Here is a 24369-nt window from a genome sequence, read left to right as displayed (position 1 = left end):
GTCAGTCGCGGAAGACCACGGTCTTGTGGCCGTTGGGAATCACCCGGTCCTGGAGATGCCAGGCGATGGCGCGGGCGAGGACGCGGCGTTCGATGTCACGGCCCTTGCGCACCAGATCCTCGGCGGAATCATGGTGGCTGATGCGCTCCACATCCTGTTCGATGATCGGGCCTTCGTCGAGGTCGGCGGTGACATAGTGCGCCGTGGCGCCGATCAGCTTCACGCCCCGCTTGTGCGCCTGGTGATAGGGCTTGGCGCCCTTGAAACCGGGCAGGAAGGAATGGTGGATGTTGATGCAGTGGCCCGCCAGCTTGGCCGACAGATCGTCGGACAGAACCTGCATGTAGCGGGCGAGCACGATCAGCTCGGTCCCGGTTTCCCGCACCAGCCGCCAGATCTGCGCTTCCTGTTCGAGCTTGCTGTCCTTGGTGACCGGCAGATGATGGAAGGGGATGTCGCCGAAATCATGGTCGGCATAGGTCTCGCGCGGGTGGTTGGAGACGATGGCGGTGATGTCCATCGGGATCTCGCCGATGCGCCGGCGATAGAGCAGGTCGGCGAGGCAATGGTCGAACTTCGACACCAGCAGCATGACGCGGCGGTGCTCGCCGGCCGGGCGCATGGTCCAGTCCATGCCATAGGTCGCGGCGATGGCGGCGAAGCCCTCGCGGATGGCCGGAAACAGGCAGGTCTCGTTCACCTGATTGAAGACCAGGCGCATGAAGAAACGGCCGGTTTCGACATCGTCATACTGGTGCGCCTCGCCGATGTTGCACCCTTGCTCGAACAGGTAGGTCGAGACGCGGGCGACGATCCCCGGCTGGTTGGGGCAGGACAGGGTCAGGACGGCTTGGGTGACGGGCATGCTGGGGATTCCTGAAGGCATGGGGGGCCGGCCGCGGTCTTCGCCGCGGGGGCACGCCGGTCGTTGGATTGGGGTTCCGTGGTGGAGGAAGGTGCTGGCCGCGCTGCCGGTCAATCTCGGCCGGCGGCCATCACCTCGACGCCATATTCGGCGGCGCTCGCCAGAAGCCAGTCGATGAAGCTGGCGGCATAGCTGCGTGCCACGGCGAACCGGTAGACGGGTGCGTCGCCAATGTCGTCAATCCGCCAGAAGCTGGCGCCGATATGGCCGACCGGCGTGGTCGCGGCGTCGCCGATGCGGAAGACGCCGGGGTGCAGGTCCACCGCCACTCCCTTGGCCAGCGCCCGGCGCACCTGCGGGCCGGACAGGTCGAACAGCAGGAAGGCGTCGCTCTGGTCGCTCACCGCGCCGAGACCGGCCGCCGCCTCGCGCAGCATGGCCTCGAAGGCGGCGCCATCGGCGCCGTCGCCCAGAACCAGCCAGCGCCCCGGCCCGACGCCGATGAAACCGATGCCGGCGCCGGTGGCGTGGCCTGGCCGCAGCGGCGGGCGCACACCGAAGCGGCGGTCCAGCGCGTCGGCAAGCGCGTCGGCCCGGTGGCGGCCGGCGACCAGCGTGGCGAGGGCACTGGGGGCGGCCGGCGCGACGGTCACGCCCGCCGGGCCGGTGGCGGTGCCATGGGCGGCGCCATGGCGGCCGGGTTTCAGCAGGGTGTCAGACACGGAGCTTCTCCCCTTGCGGATCGACGAAGACGGGGTTGCAGATCTCGACCTCGATGTCGGCGCCGCGCAGCAGGTCGACGGCGCGCACCCGCTCGCCGAGGCGGCTCTGGCCGTTGGCGAGGAAACCGAGGCCGATGGAATGGCCGAGCGTCGGCGACCACGCGACGGAGGTGAGGTATCCCTGGTCGTTGGCCGCCTCCGCCACCGCGCCCACCGGGATGAGATGGGCGCCGGCCCGCAGCTGCTGGGCGCGGTCGAGCGGGCGGAAGCCGACCAGGACCGGGCGCGCCGGATCGGTCAGGCCCGGCCGGTCGCTCATCACCCGGCCGATGAAGTCCTTCTTGGTCGACATCATGCGGCCGAGGCCGAGGTCGCGCGCCGTGGTCTGGCCGTTCAGCTCGTTGCCGGCGGCGTGGCCCTTCTCGATGCGCAGCACGCCCAGCGTCTCGGTGCCGTAGGGGGTGATGCCGAAGTCGGCCCCCGCCTCCATCAGGGCGCGGACCAGCCGGTCGCCCTGGCCGGCGGGGACGGCGAGCTCATAGGCCAATTCGCCGGAGAAGGAGATGCGGAACAGGCGGGCGCGCAGGCCGCCCAGCACCGTCAGCTCGCCCGCCGCCATGAAGGGAAAGGAGTCGTTGGACAGGTCGAACGGCGCGTCGACGATGCGGGCCAGCGTGTCGCGCGACTTCGGCCCGGCAACCGCGATCTGCGCCCACTGGTCGGAGACGGAGGCGATCTGGGCGTCGAGATCCGGCCACAGCACCTGGAGCGCGTGTTCCAGATGTTGGAAGACCTTCACCGCGTTGGCGGTGGTGGTGGTCATGACGAAATGGTTCGGACCGAGACGCGCGGTGGTGCCGTCGTCCATCACCATGCCGTCCTCGCGCAGCATGACGCCGTAGCGTGCCTTGCCGACGCCCAGCGTCGACCAGGCGTTGATATAGAGGCGGTCGAGCAGCGTGCCGGCGTCCGGCCCCTGGATGTCGATCTTGCCCAGGGTGGAGACGTCGCACAGCCCGACGCCGGTGCGCACGGCGGTCACCTCGCGGTTGACGGTCTCCAGCCAGTCGCGCTCGCCGGGGCGGGGGTAATATTGCGCGCGCAGCCAGGGGCCGGTCTCGACGAAGACGGCGCCCCGCTCGGTCGCCCAGGCGTGGGTCGGCGTCAGGCGGGTCGGGCGGAAGTCCTTGCCGCGATGATGGCCGGCGAAGGCGCCGATCGCCACCGGGGTGTAGGGCGGTCGGAACATCGTCGTGCCGGTCTCGGGGATGCCCTTGCCGGTCAGCGCCGCCATGATCGCCAGCCCGTTGACGTTGGCGGTCTTGCCCTGGTCGGTCGCCATGCCCAGGGTGGTGTAGCGCTTCAGATGCTCGACCGCGCGGAAGCCCTCGCGGTGGGCGATGGCGATGTCCTTGGCGGTGACGTCGTTCTGCTGATCGACGAAGGCGGCGCCCTTGGACTCCGCGACATGCCAGAAGGCGGTGACGCGCGCCGGCTCGTCGTCCGCCTGCGGCAGGGCGGGGGTAGGCACCGCGAAGCCGAGGTCGCCAAGCGCGGCGGCGGCGCATTCCGCGCCGTCCCTCAGGCAGGCGGCGAGGCCGTAGTGGCCGGCGGCGGCGCCGGCCACCCGCAGGCCGGGCGGCAGGGCCGCGCCGGGCACGAAGGCGACGAGGGCCTCGTTCCACACCGGGCGGTTGCCCATGTGGCAGGTCAGGGAGACATTCGGCGACCAGCCGCCCGACATCGCCAGCGTGTCGACGGCGAGCGTGGTCCGCTTGGAGCCGGTCATCACCTCGATGGATTTCAGCCGCTTGCCGGCGGTCTCCACCACGCGGGAGCCGAGGAGGACGCGGGCGCCGGCGGCGTGCAGCGGGGCGGTCAGCGCCGGATCCACGCTGTCGCGGACATCAATCACCGCCTCAACCCGCACCCCGGCGCGGAGCAGATCCCGTGCGGCGCTCCAGGCGCCGTCATTGTTGGCGAAGACGGCGACGGCGCGGCCGGCGGCGGCGGCGAAGCGGTTGGCGTAGGCGCGCACCGCCCCGGCCATCATCACGCCGGGCCGGTCGTTGCCGCCGAAAACGATGGGACGTTCGATGGCCCCGGCGGCCAGCACGGCGCGGTGGGCGACGATGCGCCACAGGCGCTGGCGCGGCGCATGGGGCGGCGGTTCGGCCAGATGGTCGGATACCCGCTCCACCGCGCCATAGGTGCCGCCGTCATAGACGCCGAACACGGTGGTGCGCGGCATCAGCGTGACGTCGGGGAAGCTCGCCAGCTCGGTCACGGCGGCGGCGGCCCAGTGGATGCCGCCGGTCCCGCCGACCTCGCACGCCTCGGCCAGCAGCCGGCCGCCCAGGCGGAAATCCTCGTCGGCGAGGATGACGCGAGCCCCGGCCCGCGCGGCGGTCAGCGCCGCCATCAGCCCGGCCGGACCGGCGCCGATGACCAGCAGGTCGCAATGGGCGGTGGCCTTCTCATACTGGTCGGGATCGGCGGCGTCGGCGGCGCGGCCCAGCCCGGCGGCGCGCCGGATCATCGGCTCGTAGAGCTTTTCCCAGAACGCCGCCGGCCACATGAAGGTCTTGTAGTAGAAGCCGGCGCCGAACAGCGGGGCGGCCAGCCGGTTGACCGACAACAGGTCATGCTCCAGCGACGGCCAGCGGTTCTGGCTGGCGGCGGTCAGGCGGTCGTACAGCTCCACCATGGTGGCGCGGCTGTTCGGCTCGCGCCGGGCGCCGCTGCGCAGCTCGACCAGGGCGTTCGGCTCCTCAGAGCCGGCGGTCAGGATGCCACGCGGCCGGTGGTACTTGAAGGACCGCCCGACCAGCGTCACCCCGTTGGCCAGCAGGGCCGAGGCCAGCGTGTCGCCGGCGAAGCCGGTATGCTCGCGGCCGTCGAAGGTGAAGGACAGCGGGCGGGCGCGGTCGATCAGCCCGCCGCCGGACAGGCGCGGCGGTGCCGTGGGGGAAAGGGGGCCGCTCATGACGGATCCTTGGCGACGCTGGGGGCGGAAACGCTGGAATCGGCGGCGAAGCGCGCGCCGGTGATGGCGTGGGTCAGGGTGTCGCGCGTCACCCGCAGCCAGCCGCGGCAGCCGCCGCCGTGGTACCACAGCTCCTCGTGTGGGCCGGCGGGGTTGTCGCGCAGATGCGCATAGGCGTGGAAGGCCGCCGCCGCGTCGGGCGCCGCCGGGTCGGGGCGGGTGACCGTGGCGTCGCCGAGATAGGTGAATTCGTGGGCGTCGCGGGGACCGCAATAGGGGCAGGGAATGCGCATGTCAGTGCAGATTCGGCTGGGCGCCGACCCCCTTCTCGTTGATCAGATGGCCGGTGGCGAACCGGTCGAGGCGGTAGGCGGCGGCGGCCGGATGCGGCTCGTCCTTCGCGATGGCGTGGGCGAAGCACCAGCCCGACGCCGGGGTCGCCTTGAACCCGCCATAGCACCAGCCGGTGTTGAGGTAGAGGCCGGGCAGGGGGCTGCGGTCGATGATCGGGCTGCCGTCCATCGACATGTCCATGATGCCGCCCCAGCCGCGCAGCAGCCGCAGCCGGCCGATCAGCGGCATCAGCGCCATGCCCCCCTCGCACACATCCTCCACCACCGGCAAATTGCCGCGCTGGGCGTAGGAGTTGTAGCCGTCGATGTCGCCGCCGAAGACCAGCCCGCCCTTGTCCGACTGGCTGACGTAGAAATGCCCGGCGCCGAAGGTGATCACGCCGGGGATCAGCGGCTTGATGCCCTCCGACACGAAGGCTTGCAGGACGTGGGATTCGATCGGCAGCCGCAGCCCGGCCATGGCGGCGAGGCGGGAGCTGTTGCCGGCGACGGCCAGCCCGACCTTGCCGGCGCGGATGGGACCCAGCGTGGTCTCCACCCCGGCGATGCGGTCGCCGTCGCGGATGAAGCCGGTGACTTCGCAGTTCTGGACGATGTCCACGCCCAGCCGGTCGGCGGCGCGGGCGTAGCCCCAGACCACGCCGTCATGCCGGGCCGTGCCGCCGCGCCGGTGCAGCAGCCCACCCTGGATGGGGAAGCGGGCGTTGTCGAAATCAAGGAAGGGCAGCATCTCCCGCACCTGCTCCCGGTCCAGCAACTCGGCGTCAACCCCGTGCAGACGCATGGCGTTGCCGCGCCGGGCATAGGCGTCGCGCTGGGGATCGGAATGGTAGAGGTTCAGGATGCCGCGCTGGCTGACCATCGCGTTGTAGTTCAGCTCCCGCTCCAGCCCTTCCCACAGCTTCATCGACCATTCATAGAAGGGGATGTTGCCGGGGAGGCCGTAATTGGAGCGGATGATGGTGGTGTTGCGGCCGGCATTGCCCGATCCGATCCAGCCCTTCTCCACCACCGCCACGTTGCGGACGCCATGCTTCTTGGCGAGGTAATAGGCGGTCGCCAGCCCATGGCCGCCGCCGCCGACGATGACCGCGTCGTAGGCCGGCTTCGGTTTGGCGTCGCGCCAGGCCGCCGACCAGAGTTTCTGGCCGGTGACGGCGTTGGCGAGCAATGAGAGGAACGAGTAGCGCATGGCTCCGCTCGGTAGTCGAAGGAGGAAGGGGCGGATCGGTTATCCCTGGATCGGCAGGGCCCGGATCAGCAATCCAGGGTGTTGTCCCGCTCCCACTGGGTCAGGTGGCGGGCGTAGGCGTTCCACTCGCCTTCCTTCAGCTTCAGGAAGGCGGCGATCACCGCGTCGCCCAGCCGCGCGCGCAGCACGTCGGAGCGGTCGAGGACGCGCAGCGCGTCCAGCAGGTTCAGCGGCAGCTTCCGGCCATCGGTGACCTTGTAGCCCTCGGTGTACATGTTGATGTCGAGGCGCGGTCCCGGATCGGCCTTGCGCGCGATGCCGTCCAGCCCGGCGGCGAGCACGGCGGCCGGCATCAGGTAGGGGTTGGCGGCACCGTCGGGCAGGCGGAATTCGAAACGGTTGCCGTTGGGGATGCGGATCATGTGGGTGCGGTTGTTGCCGGTGTAGGTGACCGTGTTGGGCGACCAGGTCGACCCCGACACCGTGACCGGCGCGTTGATCCGCTTGTAGGAATTGACCGTCGGGTTGGTGAGGGCGCAGAGCGCCGTCGCCTCCGCCAGCAGGCCGGCGATGAAGTGGTAGCCGATGGCCGACATTCCCAGCGCGCCCGTCGGATCGCGGAACAGGTTGACGCCGTCGCGCCACAGCGACAGGTGCATGTGGCAGCCGCTGCCGGTCAGGTTGATGAAGGGCTTGGGCATGAAGGTGGCGCGCAGGCCATGCTTCTCGGCGATGGCGCGGGCCATGTATTTGAAGAAGGCGTGGCGGTCGGCGGTGACCAGCACGTCGTCATACTCCCAGTTCATCTCGAACTGACCGATCGCGTCCTCATGGTCGCTCTGGTAGGGCTTCCAGCCCAGTGCCGACATGGCGTCGGAGATCTCGGCGACCACGTCGAAGCGGCGCATCAACGCCTGCTGGTCGTAGCAGGGCTTGGTCGCGGTGTCGGCGCTGTCGGCGATGCCCTTGCCGTCGGGGGTGGTCAGGAAGAATTCGCATTCGACGCCGGTCTTCAACTGGAAGCCCTGCTCGGCCGCCGCCGCGATCATCCGCTTCAGCGTGTTGCGCGGCCCCTGTTCGACCGGCTGGCCGTCCATCCACAGATCGGCGGCGACCCAGGCGACCTCCGGCTTCCATGGAAGCTGGATCATGCTGTCGGGATCGGGCATGGCGAGCAGGTCGGAATCGGCGGGCGACAGGTCGAGCCATGTCGCGAAGCCGGCGAAACCAGCGCCATTCTCCACCATTTCGGCGATGGCGGCGGCGGGAACCAGCTTGGCGCGCTGGGCACCGAACAGGTCGGTGTAGGACACCAGAAAGAATTTGATGCCGCGCTCTTTGGCGGCCTGCTGGAGGTCGATGGCCATCGGAAACCCCTGTTCTGGGTAAAAGCCGGTTTTGGTCTGGTGGCTTTTTTCTTATGGTCGCGTTTTTTTGGTCTTTTGGGGACGTCCGCCCGGACGCCGCCTCGTTGGACGGCGTGTCGGGCATAGACGCTCAGTAGGTGCTGCGGCCGGGGATCCAGTCGGTGCCGGCCAGCGGAACCTTCGCCATGGCGGCGGCCTCGATGGTCAGGGAGACCAGATCCTCGGGTTCCAGATTGTGAACGTGGCTCTTGCCACAGGCCCGCGCGATGGTCTGCGCCTCCAGCGCCATCACCGATAGATAGTTGGCGAGCCGGCGCCCGGCCTTCACCGGGTCGAGGCGGGCGGCCAGCGCCGGGTCCTGGGTGGTGATGCCGGCCGGGTCACGCCCGTCCTGCCAGTCGTCATAGGCGCCGGGAACCGTGCCGAGTTCGGCGTATTCCGCCGCCAGCGCCGGGTCGTTGTCGCCCAGCGCCACCAGCGCGGCGGTGCCGATCGACACCGCATCGGCGCCCAAAGCCAGGCATTTCGCCACGTCGGCGCCGTTGCGGATGCCGCCGGACACGATCAGCTGGACCTTGCGGTGCATGCCCAGATCCTGCAACGCCTGCACCGCCGGGCGGATGGCGGCGAGCAGCGGGATGCCGACATGCTCGATGAAGACCTCCTGCGTCGCCGCCGTGCCGCCCTGCATGCCGTCCAGCACCACCACGTCGGCGCCGGCCTTCACCGCCAGCGCGGTGTCGTAATAGGGCCGCGCCGCGCCGACCTTCACATAGATCGGCTTTTCCCAGTCGGTGATCTCGCGCAGCTCCTGGATCTTGATCTCAAGATCGTCCGGGCCGGTCCAGTCTGGATGGCGGCAGGCGGAGCGCTGGTCGATGCCTTCCGGCAGGGTGCGCATGCCGGCGACGCGGGCCGAGATCTTCTGGCCCAGCAGCATGCCGCCGCCGCCCGGCTTGGCGCCCTGGCCCACCACCACCTCGATGGCGTCGGCCTTGCGCAGGTCGTCGGGATTCATGCCATAGCGGGAAGGAAGATACTGGTAGACCAGCTTGGAGGAATGGCCGCGCTCCTCCGGCGTCATGCCGCCGTCGCCGGTGGTGGTGCTGGTGCCCATCGCCGAGGCGCCGCGCCCCAGCGCCTCCTTCGCCTGGGCCGACAGCGAGCCGAAGCTCATGCCGGCGATGGTGATCGGGATCTTGATCTCGATCGGCTTTCTGGCGAAGCGCGAGCCGAGGACGACATCGGTGCCGCACTTCTCGCGGTAGCCTTCCAGCGGGTAGCGGCTGATCGAGGCGCCGAGAAACAGCAGATCGTCCAGATGCGGCAGCTTGCGCTTGGTGCCGGCGCCGCGGATGTCGTAGAGGCCGGTGGCCGCCGCGCGCCGGATCTCCGACAGGGTGTAGTCGTCGAAGGTCGCCGACTTGCGGGGCAGGGTGCGCGGGATGTTGGTCTGGTCCATGGTGGGCGCTTCCCCGGTCAGTAGACGTTGTCGACGTGGAAGTGATAGAGGCTGCGGGCCGAGCCGTAGCGGCGGAACTCCGACACATCGACCTCCCCGGCCAAGCCGGCGGCCTCCAGCCGGGCGTGCAGCAGCGCCTTGTGCTCGTCGCGCATCTCCTTCTCGACGCAGTCGGCGCCGAGGCTGGCGACCGAGCCGCGGATGAACAGCCGCGCCTCATACAGCGAGTCGCCCAGCGCCTCGCCGGCGTCGCCCAGCACGGTCAGGGTGCCGGCCTGCCCCATGAAGGCGGCCATATGGCCGATGGAGCCCTTCACCACGATGTCGACGCCCTTCATCGAGATGCCGCAGCGGGCCGAGGCGTTGCCGTCCACCACCAGCAGGCCGCCATGGGCGGTGGCGCCCGCCGCCTGGCTGGCGTCGCCGCGGACATGGACGACGCCCGACATCATGTTCTCGCCGACGCCGACGCCGGCGTTGCCGTTGATCAGCACGGTCGCGCTCTTGTTCATGCCGGCGCAGTAATAGCCGACATGTCCGTCGATCTCGACGGTGACCGGAGCGTTCAGCCCAACCGCGATGGCGTGCTCGCCGCCGGGGTTCAGCACCCGCCACAGCCGCTCCCGCGTGTCGTGGTCAAGGCCGTGCAGGGCCTGGTTCAGGTCGCGCACCGCGGCGGTGGCGAGGTCGAAGCTGCGGGCCGTCGTGGTCATGCCGGGCGCTCCCAGGAATAGACGGTGGCGGGTTTGGGCTCCCAGACCTTGGCTTTGGCGATGCCGGGAAGGTCGGCCAGCGCGCGGTATTCGGAACCGAAGGCGACATAGTCGTCGGTTTCCGCCATCACCGCCGGCTTGCAGGCGATGGGATCGCGCAGCACGGCGAAGCCGGATTCGGTGCCGACCACGAAGGTGTAGAAACCGTCCAGCGCGTCGAGCGAGCTGGTCAGCGCCTCCTTCAGCGTCTCTCCCTGCCGCATCCGCCAAGTGAGATAGCCGGCAGCCACCTCGCTGTCGTTGTCGGTGGTGAAGCGGATGCCGTCGCGGGCCAGCGTCCGGCGCAGAACGTTATGGTTCGACAGCGAGCCGTTGTGGACGAGGCACTGATCGACGCCGGTCGAGAAGGGATGAGCGCCGGCCGTGGTCACCGCCGATTCCGTCGCCATGCGGGTGTGGCCGATGGCGTGGGTGCCGGCCATGCCGGCAAGACCGAAGCGGCGCGCCACGTCGGCGGGCAGCCCGACCTCCTTGTAGATCTCCATCCGCTGGCCCGACCCGACCACCGCGATGTCCGGATGCTTTGCCGCCAGCGCCGCGCGCACAGCCGCCTCGCGCGCCACCGGAACCGCCAGGATGGCGTGGCTGGAGCGGATCGTCAGAGGGATGGTTTGTCCAGCGTCGGAGGCGAGGCTGGAAGCAATGGCGGCAAAGTCGGTGTCTTCATTTCCACGAATGGAAACCTTCACGCTGGAGTCATCGCCATGACCATAGATAGAAAAACCGGCGCTGTCCGGTCCCCGCCCAGTCATGACTTCGAGCATGCTGGACAGCATATGTCCAAGATCTGATTCTATTTTCGGATTTTTGATGAACAATCCGACGATGCCGCACATATGGGGCTCCGGGGTTCAAAGTCTGTGTGTCTCTTCTATACCTCCGATCTTTCTGCGTCGTCAACTTGTAAGAAATATATTTTCGTAATAGGAAACTTCTGCGCGGCCGTTCCGCCTCCACCGCAAAGCGCGGGCCAACAGCGGGCGGGCATGAAAAAACCCGCTCCCCTGAAGGAGCGGGCTTCGCGAAAATCCACCCGTCCGCTGGGCGTTCAGCGTTCCTCGCGCGGATAGATGATGATCGACAGATAGACTGCCGGCAGCGAGATCAGCTTTTCCGGTCCATGCGGGGCGCCGCTGTCGAACATCATCGAATCCCCCGGACGCATCTCATAGCTGCGGTCGCCGTGGCGATACAGCAACTCGCCCGACAGCATATAGAGATACTCGACCCCGGCATGCTGGAAGGCGGTGAAGGGGGCCGCTCCCTCGCGCAGGGTGATCAGGAACGGCTCGACCCCGATGTCGCCACCCAGGGAATGGCCGAGCAGTTCATATTGATGCCCGCTCTTGGTGCCGCGCCGTTCGATGCCCACCCCCTGGCCGGCGCGGACATAGGAACAGCCGCGCTTCTCCTCGAACGACGCGAACAGGGCGGTGATCGGTACGTTCAGGGCGCCGGCCAGGGCCTGGAGCGAGGCGAGCGACGGTGAAATCTGGCCGTTCTCGATCTTGGACAGCATGCCGGTGGAGATGCCGGCGGCGGCGGCCAGATCGGCGACGGTCAGGTCGAGATGCCGGCGCAGCGAGCGGATCTGTACGCCGAGCGCCTGTTCCAGCGTCCGGGACGCGGCGCCGGGCGCGCTGGAGCCGGTGACGTATTCTTCCGCGGGCTGCTCCTCCGTCGCCGGGGGATGCTTGTCTGTGCTCTTCACGGTCGGCGATTCCTCGATGTCCGCCTTTGGGTCCGCCTCTGGTGATGACGGGCGGTGATCTTACCAGCTCCCCGGCGGCGACATGGAGAATTTCGCGGAGTTGCGGATTTCGCCGCAGGTGTCGGCCTTCCGGGTTGCGGCCATTTTGCGCGCAAGATCATCAGACTGTGCAAACTGATCGAAATTTAAGCAATTCACCGTCCCGATGCTCCACCCGCCTGCGGGATTTTCCGCCGAACTGGTAGGCGGCACGCATCCTGCATAAAAAATATTTCCTGACACGAAAAGTTATGGCGGCCGACTTCGAAGGGCCGCCGCGTATCGTCCAGCCTCGCCAGTCCATCCGGTCGCGTGCCCCAATCGCGGAATCCAGCCGCAAAATCCAATCGTAAAGCAAGGAGGGTTGTTGATGGGACTCCCGCGTCGTTCAGCGCTTTCACTCGGTGCCGCCTGTGCCTGGGCGGCCACCACCTCAACCGCCTTCGCCCAGGCGGCGCCATCCGTTCCGGAACTCAGCGGGGCTGACACGGCGTGGATGATCACCGCGTCGATGTTCGTGCTGATGATGTTCGTGCCGGGGCTCGCCCTGTTCTATGGTGGCATGGTGCGCAAGAAGAATGTGCTGTCGATGCTGATGCAGAGCTTCTTCAGCGCCGCCTTGCTGACCGTCCTCTGGGTGGCCGCCGGCTACAGCCTGACCTTCACAGAGGGCAACCCGGTCATCGGCGGCGTCGGCAAGCTGATGCTCGCCGGCATCAAGGTGGACGGCCTGTCGGGGACCATCCCGGAGCTGGTCTTCGCCATGTTCCAATGCACCTTCGCCATCATCACCCCGATGATCATCATGGGCGGCCCGGCCGACCGGATGAAATTCTCCTCGGCGATGGTGTTCCTCGCCATCTGGATGCTGCTGGCCTATGTGCCGGTGGCGCATATGGTGTGGGGGCCGGGCGGTTTCCTGATGAATGCGGGCGTGCTCGACTTCGCCGGCGGCACGGTGGTGCACATCAACTCCGGCGTCGCGGGGCTGGTCGCCGCCATGGTCGTCGGCCGTCGCCGGGGCGCGGGGGCGGAGCCGATGGCGCCGCACAATCTGGTGCTGACCATGATCGGCGGTTCGCTGCTGTGGGTCGGCTGGTTCGGTTTCAACGCCGGGTCGGCGCTGACCGCCGGGCCGCTGGCCGGTCTCGCCCTGATCAACACCCAGATCGCCGCCGCCGCGACGGTGTCGTGGGTGGCGGCCGAATGGATGGTGAAAGGGCGGCCGAGCCTGCTGGGGGCGGTGTCCGGCGCCATCGCCGGTCTGGTCGTCATCACCCCGGCCTGTGGCTTCGTCAGCCCGGGCAGCGCGATGATCATGGGGCTGGCCGGCGGTGTGGTCTGCTATTGGGGCGCCACCGGGCTGAAGAAGTTGATGGGGGTCGATGACGCGCTGGACGTGTTCGGCGTCCATGGCGTCGGCGGCATCCTCGGCGCCGTGCTGACCGGCGTTTTCGCCAGCGCCGCCTATGGCGGCGAGGGCAAGTCCGGCTGGCTGGACGGCAATTTCGCCCAGGTCGGCCTTCAGATCGAAGGCGTGGTTGTCACCGTGCTGTGGACCGCCGTGGTGACGGTCGTGGCGCTGAAGGCCATCGACATCGTCATGGGGCTGCGGGTCGATCAGGACGTCGAGGTGGACGGCCTGGATCTGGCCCTGCATGGCGAAACCATGCACAGCTGAACGGAGTAATGGCGATTCCCCTCCGATTTTCGGAGGGGACATCCCCGGATGGGTAGGAATTCATCCAAGGCACCATTCGGATTCCGGGATAGGCTGAGCCAATTGCAAAATAATATTTCTGGCGGCCTGCCTCCGATGTTTCACTTGGCACGGCCCATATTCGCCGGATCAGGCTTTGGGATATGAGGTTTCGTTGAGCTTGGGGGCAGGCGCGCCGAATTTCAGGTGAATCATGACCTGCGGTTGCGGATTTCAACCGAAGAAGCGGCCAATACGCCGCTGGGGACTACCGCAAGGCACTGACGAACAACGCTGTCGTGCAATCGAGGAGCCGCAAAGGCAACTGCGGGGAATCCGAAGGGGCGGCGCAGCTACAACGCCCCGATGGAAAGCTTCTTCGGCAGTTTGAAAGCGGAACTCGTCCATGGCGCCCGCTATCCAACGCGCGACGCCGCTCGCAGGGACCTGTTCGCCTACATCGAAGGCTATGACAATCGCCAGAGACTGCACTTGGTTCTCGGCTGCATCACCCCGGACCAGGCCGAGCTTCGAGCCGCTTAACCCGGTGTCCTTTCCGTCGGGGGAAGGTCAGTCATGGCTTTGTCCATTGGAATTTCCTGGCGAAGCACTTGAAGCGCGATTGTTCCGGCTTCCTTGACATGTGCCAAGCAGGTCGCCTCGGCCTGGTCGGCATCCCGCGCTCGCAGGGCGGCGAGAATGCGTTCCAACTCCGTAGGGCCGTTCTTGTTGCGGCCGGTCGAACTGATCGTCATAGCCCGCAGATAGGTTATGCGCGCGTTCAGCGTCTGCACGATGTCCCATGCGACGTCCTTCCCGCCGCTGAGGAACATGATCTCGTAAAAGCGTGTGGTGGCGTCGAGGATCTGTTTGATATCGTGCCGTTCATACCCTAGCCGGATGTCCTGCAAGGCCGCGTCAAGGCGTACGAAGTCGTGGTCCGATGCGCTTTCGGAGCAGGCCCGGGCCGCCGCCCCTTCGAGAATTGACCGCAGTTCATAGATTTGCCGCGCGGTCGACTCCGTCAGGCGGGCGACCATCGGACCCTGATGCGGAATATTCTCGACCAGACCCTCTGTTTCGAGGTGCCGCAGCACCTCGCGGACGACGGTCCGACTGACGCCCAACTGCTCGACCAGCGCGCGCTCGACCAGGCGGTCGCCCGGCTTGAATTGCATGCTGACGATGGCGTCCCGCAGCTTTTCAAGGGCTAGCGTGCGCAGCGTCCGGATCTCGCGGTCAACTTTAAGGGACGGCGATGCATCGCTCATCGGGTTGTTCTCTCGTCTGTCCAGCCACGCTGCCATAACACGGAATCCATGCCTCGTTCAAAAAATGGCTGAGGCGGTCGGGAAGCCGTCGCTTTTCGGAATACCATAATACCATAATATCAAATTACAAGGATCTGCTGGAAGGCAGGGGGGCCCTCTGGCTGGATCGTTGGGGCTTCGATCCCTCCGCTATCTCAGTTTGGGTGCCTGAAACTCCAGCGGTTGGACACTTCGCGAATCCAGCTTGAACCACGCTCCAGTATGATGGTATACCATAATACGAGATGACGAAGATCGACGCGCGACGTTAGGCCTTCATGGAGACCGACATGGTTTTGGAAGTTCGAAAGACCGTCCTTTATGTGGAAAACACGCTGATCGAAGGCGGACGCAAGGCCGAGAAGCCCCTCACGCTGATCGCAGCGGCGGCCGTCCTGAAAAACCCATGGGCCGGTCGCGGGTATGTTGAAGATCTGAAGCCGGAAATCCACGCGATGGCGCCGGTGCTGGGCGAACTCCTTACCTCAGAGATTCTGAAGGCCGCCGGCGGTGGCGAGGTGGTGGAAGGCTACGGCAAGGCGGCGGTCGTCGGCACGTCTGGTGAGATCGAACACGCCTCGGCCCTGATCCACACCCTGCGCTTTGGCAATCACTATCGGAACGCGGTCGGGGCGAAGAGCTATCTCAGCTTCACCAACACCCGGGGCGGTGCGAACTGCCCGGTCGTGATCCCGCTGATGCACAAGCATGACGAGGGGATGCGCTCGCACTACCTGACCATACAGTTCTCGATCCTCGACGCCCCCGCCCCCGACGAGGTGGTGGTGGCGCTGGGCGCATCCATCGGCGGCCGTCCACATCACCGGATCGGCGATCGCTATCAGGATCTCAAGGACCTCGGCGGCACCAGTGCCTGACCCGGTCTGGGAGAGGGAGGCCGTCGGGACGGCGGCCCCCCCGGCGGCGAACTCCCCGATGGCTGGAGTGACCGCCTACCGTGACATCGGGCAAGGGGGCGGGCAAGGGGGCGGGCAGAGAGCGCCGCTCGTCTTCATTCACGGTGTCGGCCTGTGCAAGGAGGTGTGGGAACCTCAGATCGCCGCCTTCGCCGGCACCCGGCGGGTCATTGTCTACGATATGCTGGGCCATGGCGCCAGCGGGCTGGAGGCCACCGATGGCGGGCTGGACTCCTTCGTCGCCCAGCTGGCCCGGCTGCTCGATGATCTTGGCATCGATGCCGCCGACATCGTCGGCCATTCGATGGGCGCGCTGGTGGCTCTTGGCTTCGCCGTCGCCCATTCCAAGCGGGTCCGCCGGCTGGTCGCCCTGAACGCCGTCTATGACCGCTCCGACGAACAGCGGGTCGCCGTGCTCGCCCGCGCCGCCGAGATCGACCGGGTCGGTCCGCGCAGCGCCGCCGATCGGGCGCTCGGCCGCTGGTTCGGCGACACTCCGGCCCCCGATCTGGTCGCGAAGGTGGAGATGGTGCGGGATTGGCTGGAGAATGCCGATCCGGTCGGCTACGCCCGCGCTTACCGCATTTTCGCGTCGGGCGACCGCGCTCATGTCGGACGGCTCAACACACTGACCATGCCCGTCCTCTACCTGACGGGCGATCTCGACCTGAATTCATCCCCGGCCATGTCCCGTCGCATGGCGGCTGAAACGCCGGACGGGCGCGCGATATCGCTGCCCGACGAACGTCACATGATGGCGCTGGTGTCGCCGGACCGGGTCAACGCCGTGCTGCGCGACTTCCTCGACGCCGCCGTTCCATGAACCCGTGCGAAGCCCGACATGCATCGAGGCGCCCAACACGCCAGAGGAGGAAAGTCTGCCCATGGACAGCATCGATGTTCGCGAACTGCGCAACGTGCTTGGCGCCTTCGCCACCGGCGTGACAGTCGTCACCACCATCGACGGCGGCGGCCAGCCGCGTGGTTTCACCGCGAACTCCTTCACCTCCGTGTCGCTGGACCCGCCGCTGGTGCTGGTCTGCCTCGCCAAGACCGCCGCGACCCGCCCGGTGTTCGAGGCCGCGGCGGGATACGCCGTCAATGTCCTGGCGGAAGACCAGCGCGACGTGTCGCGGACCTTCGCGTCCAAGGTCGAGGACCGGTTCGCGACGGTGGATTGGCGGCCCGGCCCGGCCGGGAACCCGGTCTTCGCCGGAACCTCCGCCTGGCTCGACTGCTCGATGCATCAGATTGTGGATGCCGGCGACCATGTGATCCTGATCGGCCGTGTGCGCGGCTGCGGCCATGCCCCCGTGAACCCGCTGGGGTATTGCCGGGGCGCCTATGTCACCTTCGGCCTGGAGCAGAAGGCGATGGAGACGCGCGGCCGGCAAACGCTGGTGGGCGCGATCCTGGAACGGGACGGTGAAATCCTGCTGGTCGAGACCGCTGACGGCGGCTTCGCCTTGCCGACCGCCGAGACGCTGGGCAAGCCTGGCCGTTCCGACGGGCTGCTGCATCGGCTGGCGGGGCTGGGCGCCACCGCCGATCTCAGTTTCCTGTTCGCCGTCTTCGACGAGGACAACGACCGCCGGGTGTCGATCTATTACCGCGGCAAGCTGCTGGACGGGCCGTCGATGGGGCAGGGGGCGGGGCAGGGGGCGGGGCAGGGGGCGGGCGCGCGGCTGGTCGGCTTTGACGAAATTCCCTGGGCGAAGCTTCCCGGCGACGCGGTGCGCAGCATGTTGCAACGCTATGTCGCCGAACGGCGCGAGGACGAGTTCGGCGTCTATGTCGGGGACGAGGTGTCGGGAACCGTCCAACCCCTGTCGCGCGCCGTCTGACCGAGACCGAAGAACGCGCCAAACACCATCCGAACAGCGAGAGCCGATATGAAATTCTCTCTCTTCCTTCATATGGAGCGGAACGACACCGCCAAATCATACAGCCAGCTCTTCGACGAGCTGACGGAACTGGTCCAGATCGCCGAGGAGGGGGGATTCGAGACCGCCTGGATCGGCGAGCATCACGGGATGCAGTTCACCATCGCGCCCAACCCCTTCATCAACATCGCCTATCTCGGCGCCAGGACCAGCCGCATCCGGCTGGGGACCGGCACGGTGATCGCGCCGTTCTGGCATCCGATCAAGCTGGCCGGCGAGGCGGCGCTGGCCGACATCGCTACCGGAGGCCGGCTGGATGTCGGCATCGCGCGCGGCGCCTACTCCTTCGAATATGAGCGGTTGATGCCGGGCCTGGACGCCTGGGGCGCCGGCCAGCGCCTGCGCGAAATGGTGCCCACCGTCCGCAAGCTGTGGGAGGGCGATTACGCCCATGAGGGTGAATTCTGGTCCTTCCCGTCGACCACCTCGGCGCCCGGACCGGTGCAGAACTATCCGCCGCTGTGGATCGCGGCGCGAGACCCCAATTCGCATGATTTCGCGGTGTCCAACGGCTGCAACGTTCAGGTCACGCCGCTGGCCGCCGGCGACGGCGAGGTCGCCAGCCTGATGGAGCGCTTCAACACCGCCTGCGCGGCGCATCCGGAGATCCCGCGCCCGCAGATCATGCTGTTGCAGCACACCTTCGTCGCCGATTCCGCCGAGGAGACCGAGCGGCTGTCGCGCGATCTGAGCGACTTCTATTGCGCGTTCGGCGCCTGGTTCAAGAACCAGCGGCCGATCCGCCAGGGCTTCATCGAACCGCTGAGCGCCGAGGAAAAGGCCGAGATGCCGATGTACTCGCCGCAGAACATGCGGGAGAAGCTGGTCATCGGCCAGCCCGACGAAGTGATCGCGCGTCTGTCCGGTTACAAGGCGCTGGGCTATGATCAATACAGCATGTGGATCGATGCCGGCATCAGCCATGAACGGAAGAAGAAATCGCTGGAACTCTTCATCCGCAACGTGATGCCCGCCTTTGCGTAAGGCAACCTGTGGGGGAAAGATCATGCCGCTGCCGCGCTTCCAAGCCTATATCGACGGCGTGTTCGAACCGGGCGAGGCGACCTTCGACAGCATCGATCCGTCCACGGGATCCGCTTGGGCCGTGATGCCGGCGGCGACGGCGGCGGAGGTCGACCGCGCGGTCCGCGCCGCCCACCGTGCCCTGACCGATCCGGCCTGGGCCGGCCTGACCGCGTCGGCGCGTGGCGCCCTTCTCAACCGGCTGGGCGATCTGGTGGCCGAACACAGCGGCCGTCTCGCCGAGCTGGAGACCCGCGACACCGGCAAGATCATCCGGGAAACCAGCGCGCAGATCGGCTATGTCGCCCAGTATTACCGCTATTACGGCGGGCTTGCCGACAAGGTGGAGGGGGCGTATCTGCCGGTCGACAAGGCCGACATGGAGGCCTTCCTGCGCCGCGAGCCGATCGGTGTCGTCGCCGCCGTGGTGCCGTGGAATTCGCAGCTGTTCCTCTCCGCCGTGAAGCTGGGGCCGGCGCTGGCCGCCGGTTGCACGGTGGTGCTGAAGGCGTCCGAGGATGGCCCGGCGCCGTTGCTGGAATTCGCCCGGCTGGTGGAGCGGGCCGGCTTTCCGAAGGGCGTGGTCAACATCGTCACCGGCTTCGGCGACGAGTGTGGCCGGACGCTGACCAGCCATCCGCTGGTCTCGCGCGTCGCCTTCACCGGCGGGCCGGCCACCGCCCGGCACGTGGTGCGCAACACGGCGGCGAATCTCGCCTACACCACCCTGGAACTGGGCGGCAAGTCGCCGGTCATCGTCTTCGGCGACGCCAATCTGGAGAGCGCGGCGAACGCCGTGGTGGCGGGCGTCTTCGCCGCCTCCGGGCAGAGCTGCGTCGCCGGCTCGCGCCTGCTGGTGGAGCGCACTGTCCACAGCCGTCTGCTCGAGGTCCTGACGCGCAAGGCCAAGGAGATCCGCATCGGCAACCCGCAGGATCCGGTCACCGAGATGGGGCCGCTGGCGACCGCGCGGCAGATCGCGCATATCGAAGACGTGGTGGCCCGCAGCCTGGAGGCCGGAGCCCGGCTGGTCACCGGCGGGCGGCGGCATGACGGACCGGATGGCGCCCCGGGCGACGGCTTCTACTATGAGCCGACTATCCTGGCCTGCGCCGACCAGAGCGTCGCTTGCGTGCGGGAGGAGCTGTTCGGCCCGGTTCTCAGCGTCATTCCCTTTGATGGGGAGGAGGACGCGGTGGCCAAGGCCAACGACAGCGAGTTCGGTCTGGCGTCCGGCGTCTTCACCAACAACCTGACCCGCGCCCACCGGATGATCCGGCGCATCCGGGCCGGCGTGGTCTGGGTCAACACCTACCGCGCCGTGTCGCCGATCGTGCCGTTCGGCGGCTACGGACTGAGCGGCCTGGGTCGGGAGGGCGGTCTGGAGGCGGTGCTGGATTACACCCGCACCAAGTCGGTGTGGATCCGCACCTCCGACGAGCCGATCGCCGATCCCTTCGTGATGCGCTGAGGAGGGCGGCGATGATCTACGAGATGCGGACCTACCGGCTGAAGACGGGGACGGTTCCGGCCTATCTGAAACTGGTCGAGGAAGAGGGGATCGCGATCCAGCGGGGCCATCTTGGCACGTTGGTCGGCTATTTCTTCTCGGAAATCGGCCGACTCAACGAGATCGTGCACATCTGGGCCTATGCCGATCTCAACGACCGCGAGGCCCGGCGCGCTGCCCTGGCGGCCGACCCGGCCTGGCAGACCTTCCTGCCCAAGATCCAGGCGCTGATCGAGGAGATGGAGAACAGGATACTGAAGGCGGCGCCGTTCTCGCCGCTTCGTTGACCCGTACGCGTCCGAAAGTCTGGTTGAACGGCCGGAAACACCGGTACCGCTCATCGAAAACAGGGAGAAAAAGAAATGAGCAAGCTTTTGTCCGTGGGCGCTCTGTTCGGCGCCGCCATTCTGTGGTCCACACCGCTGCTCGCCAAGGACATGGTGTTCACGAGCTGGGGCGGCACTACCCAGGATGCCCAGAAGGATGCCTGGGCCAAGCCCTTCGCCAAGCAGTCCGGCATCAACGTGTTGCAGGACGGCCCGACCGACTATGGCAAGCTGAAGGCGATGGTCGAGAGCGGCAAGCCGGCCTGGACCGTGGTCGATGTCGAGAACGACTTCGCCGTCAAGGCGGGCAAGGACGGGTTGCTGGAGCCGCTGGATTTCTCCGTCATCGACAAGAGCAAGCTCGACCCGCGGTTCGTCACCCCCTATTCGGTCGGCAGTTTCTATTACTCCTTCGCGCTGGGCTACAACCGTGACCAGTTCAGGAAGAAGACGCCCAAGAGCTGGAGCGACCTGTTCGACCTGACTGGCTTCCCCGGCAAGCGCACCCTCTACAAATGGTCGGCGCCGGGCGTGCTGGAACTGGCGCTGTTGGCCGACGGCGTGGCGCCCGACAAGCTCTATCCGCTCGATCTCGACCGCGCCTTCAAGAAGCTCGACACCATCAAGCCGCAGATCATCTGGTGGTCGGGCGGGGCGCAGTCGCAGCAGCTGCTGGCTTCGGGCGAGGCGCCGATCGGCATGTTCTGGAACGGCCGCATCGACGCCATCCGGCGCTCCGGCGTCGATGTCGGGATTTCGTGGGACCAGAACCTGACGGCGGCCGACGCGCTGGTCGTGCCCAAGGGGACGGTCGACAAGGAAGCCGCGATGAAGTTCATCGCCTTCGCCACTGGCGCCCAGGCCCAGGCCGACTTCGCCCTGCTGACCGGCTATGCGCCGACCAACACCGGGTCGAAGGATTTGCTGAAGCCCGATGTGCGGGCGACCCTGCCCGACGAACACACCCAGGGCCAGGTCAATCTGGACATGGCCTATTGGGCGGAACACCGCGATGAGATCGCCAAGCGCTGGTACGACTGGCAAGGCAAATAATGCGTCGCGTCGACCGTGGGGAAAGGGACGGGGGAACTGGAAGCCGGCGCGCCCGGCTTTCCGGTTCCCTCGCCGGATGCAAGCCGGCCGGATGCGGCCGGTCAGGGTGCGTATTCGGCCAGACGAGGAATTCGGTATGACCTCAGTGTCCATCGTGGAACGTGGCGGCGGCCCTCCCCAGCGCCGACGACGCGGCGGCGGCGGTTTCTCCCACGTCCTGCCGGCGCTCGTCCTGCTGCTGCTGGTGTTCGTCCTGCCGGTTCTGCTCCTGCTGTTGCGCAGCGTCACGGAGCCGGCGCTCGGGTTGCAGAATTATGCCGAGCTGGTGGAATCGGCGACCTATGGCCGCGTTTTCCTCAATACCTTCCTGGTATCTGCGGTGGTGACGGCGATCACGGTCGTGATCGGCTATCCCATCGCCTGGCTTCTGGTCATTCTGCCCCGGCGCTGGGCCGACCTGCTGTTCGGGATCATCATCCTGTCGATGTGGACCAACCTGCTGGCCCGCACCTATGCCTGGATGGTGCTGTTGCAGCGGACCGGCGTCATCAACAAGACGCTGATCGGGCTTGGCATCATCGACGAGCCGCTGACGCTGGTTAACAATCTGGTCGGCGTCACCATCGGCATGACCTACATCATGCTGCCCTTCATCATCCTGCCGCTGGTGACGACGATGCGCGGGATCGAGCCTGATCTGCTGCGCGCGGCGGCACTGTGCGGGGCCGGGCGGCTGGACGCCTTCCGCCGCGTGCTGCTGCCGCTGTCGCTGCCGGGCATCGCAGCGGGCGGGCTGATGACCTTCGTGATGTCGCTCGGCTATTTCGTCACGCCGTCGCTGCTCGGCGGCACGTCGAACATGATGGCGGCGGAACTGATCGCCCAGCTGATCCAGTCGCTGCTGAACTGGGGCATGGGCGGAGCGGCGGCCTTCGCGCTTCTGGTCCTGACCCTGGCGCTCTACGCGCTGCAACTGCGGCTGTTCCGACGCGCACAAGCGGGGAGGGCGTGACATGTTGCTGGATTTCCACCGGCTGGGCGGGCTGAAATGGGTGCTGGTCGGCATCGGCCTGTGCGTCGCCGCCTTCCTGCTGCTGCCGATCCTGTTCACGGTCGCGCTGTCCTTCGGCTCCTCGCAATGGCTGGTCTTCCCGCCGCCGGCCTGGACGCTGCGCTGGTACGAGGAGCTGTTCGCCGATCCGCGCTGGATCGACTCCACCCTGACCAGCCTGCAATGCGCGGTTCTGGTGACGATCCTGTCGGTCGGGCTCGGCCTGCTGGCCAGCTTCGGTCTGGTGCGCGGCAGCTTTCCCGGACGCGAGGCGGTGCGGGCGATGTTCCTGATGCCGATGATCATGCCGGTGATCGTGGTGGCGGTGGCGCTCTACGCGTTCTTCCTGCGCATCGGTCTGGGCGGCACGCTGGTCGGTTTCGTCCTGGCCCACACGGTCATCGCGCTGCCGCTGGCGATCACCTCGATCTGCAACGCGCTGGAACGCTTCGACAAGGCCATCGAGGATGCCGCCATCCTGTGCGGGGCCAACCCGTGGGAGGCCAAGCTGCGCATCACCATCCCGGCGATCCGCGAAGGCCTGTTCGGCGCCGCCGTCTTCGCCTTCCTCACCTCGTGGGACGAGGTGGTGATCGCCATCTTCATGGCCAGCCCGACCTTGCAGACGCTGCCCGTCCACATCTGGGGAACGTTGCGCCAGGATCTGACCCCGGTGGTCGCGGCGGCCTCGACCCTGCTTCTTCTGTTCACGCTGGCGCTGATGCTGGTCGCCGCCTGGTTTCGTGGGAGAACGAAATGATGCCATTCCTCGACATCCGCAACATCAAGAAGTCCTATGGCGGCACGGTCGCGGTCCATGACGTGAACCTGACGGTCGGGCGCGGCGAGTTCATCACCTTCCTGGGGCCGTCGGGCTCCGGCAAGAGCACGACGCTCTATGTCATCGCCGGCTTCCTCGACCCGACCGAGGGCGACGTTCTTCTTCAGGGGAGGTCGATCCTGTCCGTGCCTTCGCACAAGCGCAACATCGGCATGGTCTTTCAGCGCTACACCCTGTTCCCGCACCTGACGGTGGCGGAGAATGTGGCCTTTCCGCTGCGGGTCCGCCGGATGGCGTCGGCCGACGTCCAGGCGAAGGTTGCCGAGATGATCCGGCTGGCGCGGCTGGAAAAGGTCCAGGACCGTCTGCCCAGTCAGCTGTCCGGCGGTCAGCAGCAGCGTGTCGCGCTGGCCCGCGCGCTGGTCTACAATCCGCCGGTGCTGCTGATGGACGAACCGCTGTCGGCGCTGGACAAGAAGCTGCGCGAGGAAATTCAGTTCGAGATCAAGCGCATCCACCAGGAAACCGGCGTGACGATCCTCTACGTCACCCATGACCAGGAGGAATCGCTGCGCCTGTCCGACCGGATTGCCGTGTTCAGTCAGGGGCGGATCGACCAGATCGGCACCAGCACGGAACTGTACCAGAACCCGGCCACCCAGTTCGTCGCCGGCTTCGTCGGCAATTCCGACTTCCTGTCCTGCCGGATCGACCGGGTGGACGGGCATCACGCACAGATCGTTCTGCCCGACGGCGCCATCGTCGGCGGCGTCCGTTCCCACGGCAGCGTCAAGGCGGGTGCTGCCGGCACCCTGATGCTGCGGCCCGAGCGCGTCCGCATCCGTGCCTGCACGGGCGATGGCGGCGATGCCGGCATGGCGGTGACCATCCGCGACATCACGTTCCTCGGCGACAACACTCACTTCTCGGTCGAGACCGACTGGAAGCAGAGCATGGCGATCCGCGTCCCTTTCGGCCGCTCCGGCGCCGAGGGGCTGGCGGTGGGCGGACGGGCGCGCATCGACTGGGTGGCCGAGGACGCGCATGTGTTCGACAGTGCGGCGCAGGCGTGAAGAACCGGATTGATCCTGCCCCAACCAACCGGGGCAAGATCAATCCGCGTCTTGGATTTGCCGCTGGGTGGCAAGCGGTCTAGCCGGATCGGCGGTCTGGGGGCCTGCCGGGTGAGATCCTTCAGGCGGGCCTTTATGTCGTTCAACGTCTTTTTGGCGGCGAACAGCCGCTCGTCTGTGAATCGGCTCGGAAGCGGGCGCCCAGATCGTGCC

22 protein-coding genes and 1 pseudogene are annotated in these 24369 nt (G+C 67.2%); 12 read left to right on the top strand and 11 right to left on the bottom strand.

The annotated features are described in order from the left end of the window. Position 1 precedes the first annotated feature (1 nt). From purU to AZL_RS20390, 10 genes are all read right to left on the bottom strand, one after another. On the bottom strand, positions 2–865 hold the full coding sequence (gene purU, locus AZL_RS20435) for a formyltetrahydrofolate deformylase (RefSeq protein ID WP_012976367.1): 864 nt from the start codon (positions 863–865) through the stop codon (positions 2–4). Between the two features lie 110 nt (positions 866–975). After that, entirely contained in the window at positions 976–1587 is a 612-nt protein-coding gene (locus AZL_RS20430; RefSeq protein ID WP_012976366.1) for a sarcosine oxidase subunit gamma, read from the bottom strand. Then, positions 1580–4573 carry a sarcosine oxidase subunit alpha family protein gene (locus tag AZL_RS20425; protein WP_012976365.1) on the bottom strand — a complete coding sequence of 998 codons (2994 nt, stop codon included), beginning with the start codon at positions 4571–4573 and terminating at the stop codon, positions 1580–1582. Before AZL_RS20425 ends, AZL_RS20430 begins: the two co-directional genes overlap by 8 nt. Next, entirely contained in the window at positions 4570–4866 is a 297-nt protein-coding gene (locus AZL_RS20420; protein WP_012976364.1) for a sarcosine oxidase subunit delta, read from the bottom strand. The genes AZL_RS20425 and AZL_RS20420 overlap by 4 nt, the downstream gene beginning before the upstream one ends. Before the next feature lies 1 nt (position 4867). Further along, positions 4868–6118, bottom strand: coding sequence for a sarcosine oxidase subunit beta family protein (locus AZL_RS20415; RefSeq protein WP_012976363.1), 1251 nt, complete (start codon positions 6116–6118; stop codon positions 4868–4870). A 65-nt stretch (positions 6119–6183) separates the two neighbouring features. Further along, positions 6184–7485: a type III glutamate--ammonia ligase gene (glnT, locus tag AZL_RS20410; protein WP_012976362.1), complete on the bottom strand. Its 1302-nt coding sequence runs from the start codon at positions 7483–7485 to the stop codon at positions 6184–6186. A 130-nt stretch (positions 7486–7615) separates the two neighbouring features. Next, the gene (locus AZL_RS20405) at positions 7616–8947 is read right to left on the bottom strand and encodes an FMN-binding glutamate synthase family protein (RefSeq protein ID WP_012976361.1); all 1332 of its coding nucleotides are present in this window, start codon (positions 8945–8947) and stop codon (positions 7616–7618) included. Positions 8948–8964: 17 nt separating this feature from the next. Next, positions 8965–9660: a protein glxC gene (locus AZL_RS20400; protein ID WP_012976360.1), complete on the bottom strand. Its 696-nt coding sequence runs from the start codon at positions 9658–9660 to the stop codon at positions 8965–8967. Beyond that, positions 9657–10556: a class II glutamine amidotransferase gene (locus AZL_RS20395; RefSeq protein ID WP_012976359.1), complete on the bottom strand. Its 900-nt coding sequence runs from the start codon at positions 10554–10556 to the stop codon at positions 9657–9659. Before AZL_RS20395 ends, AZL_RS20400 begins: the two co-directional genes overlap by 4 nt. A 212-nt stretch (positions 10557–10768) precedes the next feature. Beyond that, positions 10769–11431 (bottom strand): helix-turn-helix domain-containing protein, encoded by a 663-nt coding sequence (locus AZL_RS20390; protein WP_012976358.1) that lies wholly within the window; start codon positions 11429–11431, stop codon positions 10769–10771. Between the two features lie 409 nt (positions 11432–11840). Here AZL_RS20390 and AZL_RS20385 point away from each other — a divergent pair, with 409 nt between their 5' ends. Together AZL_RS20385 and AZL_RS37675 are read left to right on the top strand one after the other, a co-directional pair. Then, on the top strand, positions 11841–13151 hold the full coding sequence (locus tag AZL_RS20385; RefSeq protein ID WP_012976357.1) for an ammonium transporter: 1311 nt from the start codon (positions 11841–11843) through the stop codon (positions 13149–13151). 260 nt (positions 13152–13411) lie between these two features. Then, positions 13412–13712 (top strand): annotated as a pseudogene (locus AZL_RS37675) (IS3 family transposase); the annotation flags it as partial. Here the strand turns inward: AZL_RS37675 and AZL_RS20380 are convergent. After that, complete coding sequence (locus tag AZL_RS20380) at positions 13709–14440, bottom strand: GntR family transcriptional regulator (RefSeq protein ID WP_042444679.1); 732 nt, start codon at positions 14438–14440, stop codon at positions 13709–13711. The pseudogene AZL_RS37675 and the gene AZL_RS20380 sit on opposite strands and share 4 nt — an antisense overlap. A 329-nt stretch (positions 14441–14769) precedes the next feature. Here AZL_RS20380 and AZL_RS20375 point away from each other — a divergent pair, with 329 nt between their 5' ends. From AZL_RS20375 to AZL_RS20330, 10 genes are all read left to right on the top strand, one after another. Then, on the top strand, positions 14770–15357 hold the full coding sequence (locus tag AZL_RS20375) for an amino acid synthesis family protein (protein WP_012976354.1): 588 nt from the start codon (positions 14770–14772) through the stop codon (positions 15355–15357). 58 nt (positions 15358–15415) lie between these two features. After that, a complete protein-coding gene (locus AZL_RS20370; RefSeq protein ID WP_148219508.1) occupies positions 15416–16219 on the top strand; it encodes an alpha/beta fold hydrolase in 804 nt (267 codons plus the stop codon). A gap of 61 nt (positions 16220–16280) precedes the next feature. Next, positions 16281–17240 (top strand): flavin reductase family protein, encoded by a 960-nt coding sequence (locus tag AZL_RS20365; RefSeq protein ID WP_042444352.1) that lies wholly within the window; start codon positions 16281–16283, stop codon positions 17238–17240. Between the two features lie 48 nt (positions 17241–17288). Beyond that, positions 17289–18323 (top strand): LLM class flavin-dependent oxidoreductase, encoded by a 1035-nt coding sequence (locus AZL_RS20360; RefSeq protein WP_012976351.1) that lies wholly within the window; start codon positions 17289–17291, stop codon positions 18321–18323. Between the two features lie 22 nt (positions 18324–18345). After that, entirely contained in the window at positions 18346–19833 is a 1488-nt protein-coding gene (locus AZL_RS20355) for an aldehyde dehydrogenase (RefSeq protein WP_012976350.1), read from the top strand. A gap of 11 nt (positions 19834–19844) precedes the next feature. Further along, positions 19845–20159, top strand: a complete 315-nt coding sequence (locus AZL_RS20350) for an NIPSNAP family protein (protein WP_012976349.1) — start codon at positions 19845–19847, stop codon at positions 20157–20159. 75 nt (positions 20160–20234) lie between these two features. Beyond that, the gene (locus AZL_RS20345) at positions 20235–21251 is read left to right on the top strand and encodes an ABC transporter substrate-binding protein (protein WP_012976348.1); all 1017 of its coding nucleotides are present in this window, start codon (positions 20235–20237) and stop codon (positions 21249–21251) included. A 136-nt stretch (positions 21252–21387) separates the two neighbouring features. Beyond that, entirely contained in the window at positions 21388–22263 is an 876-nt protein-coding gene (locus AZL_RS20340; protein ID WP_012976347.1) for an ABC transporter permease, read from the top strand. Between the two features lies 1 nt (position 22264). Next, positions 22265–23062 carry an ABC transporter permease gene (locus AZL_RS20335; protein WP_012976346.1) on the top strand — a complete coding sequence of 266 codons (798 nt, stop codon included), beginning with the start codon at positions 22265–22267 and terminating at the stop codon, positions 23060–23062. Then, entirely contained in the window at positions 23059–24156 is a 1098-nt protein-coding gene (locus AZL_RS20330; RefSeq protein ID WP_012976345.1) for an ABC transporter ATP-binding protein, read from the top strand. The genes AZL_RS20335 and AZL_RS20330 overlap by 4 nt, the downstream gene beginning before the upstream one ends. Positions 24157–24369 lie beyond the last annotated feature (213 nt).

The sequence above is a fragment of the Azospirillum sp. B510 genome, from assembly GCF_000010725.1.
GTDB classification, from domain to species: domain Bacteria; phylum Pseudomonadota; class Alphaproteobacteria; order Azospirillales; family Azospirillaceae; genus Azospirillum; species Azospirillum lipoferum_B.
This window is presented reverse-complemented; position numbering and strand designations above follow the sequence as displayed.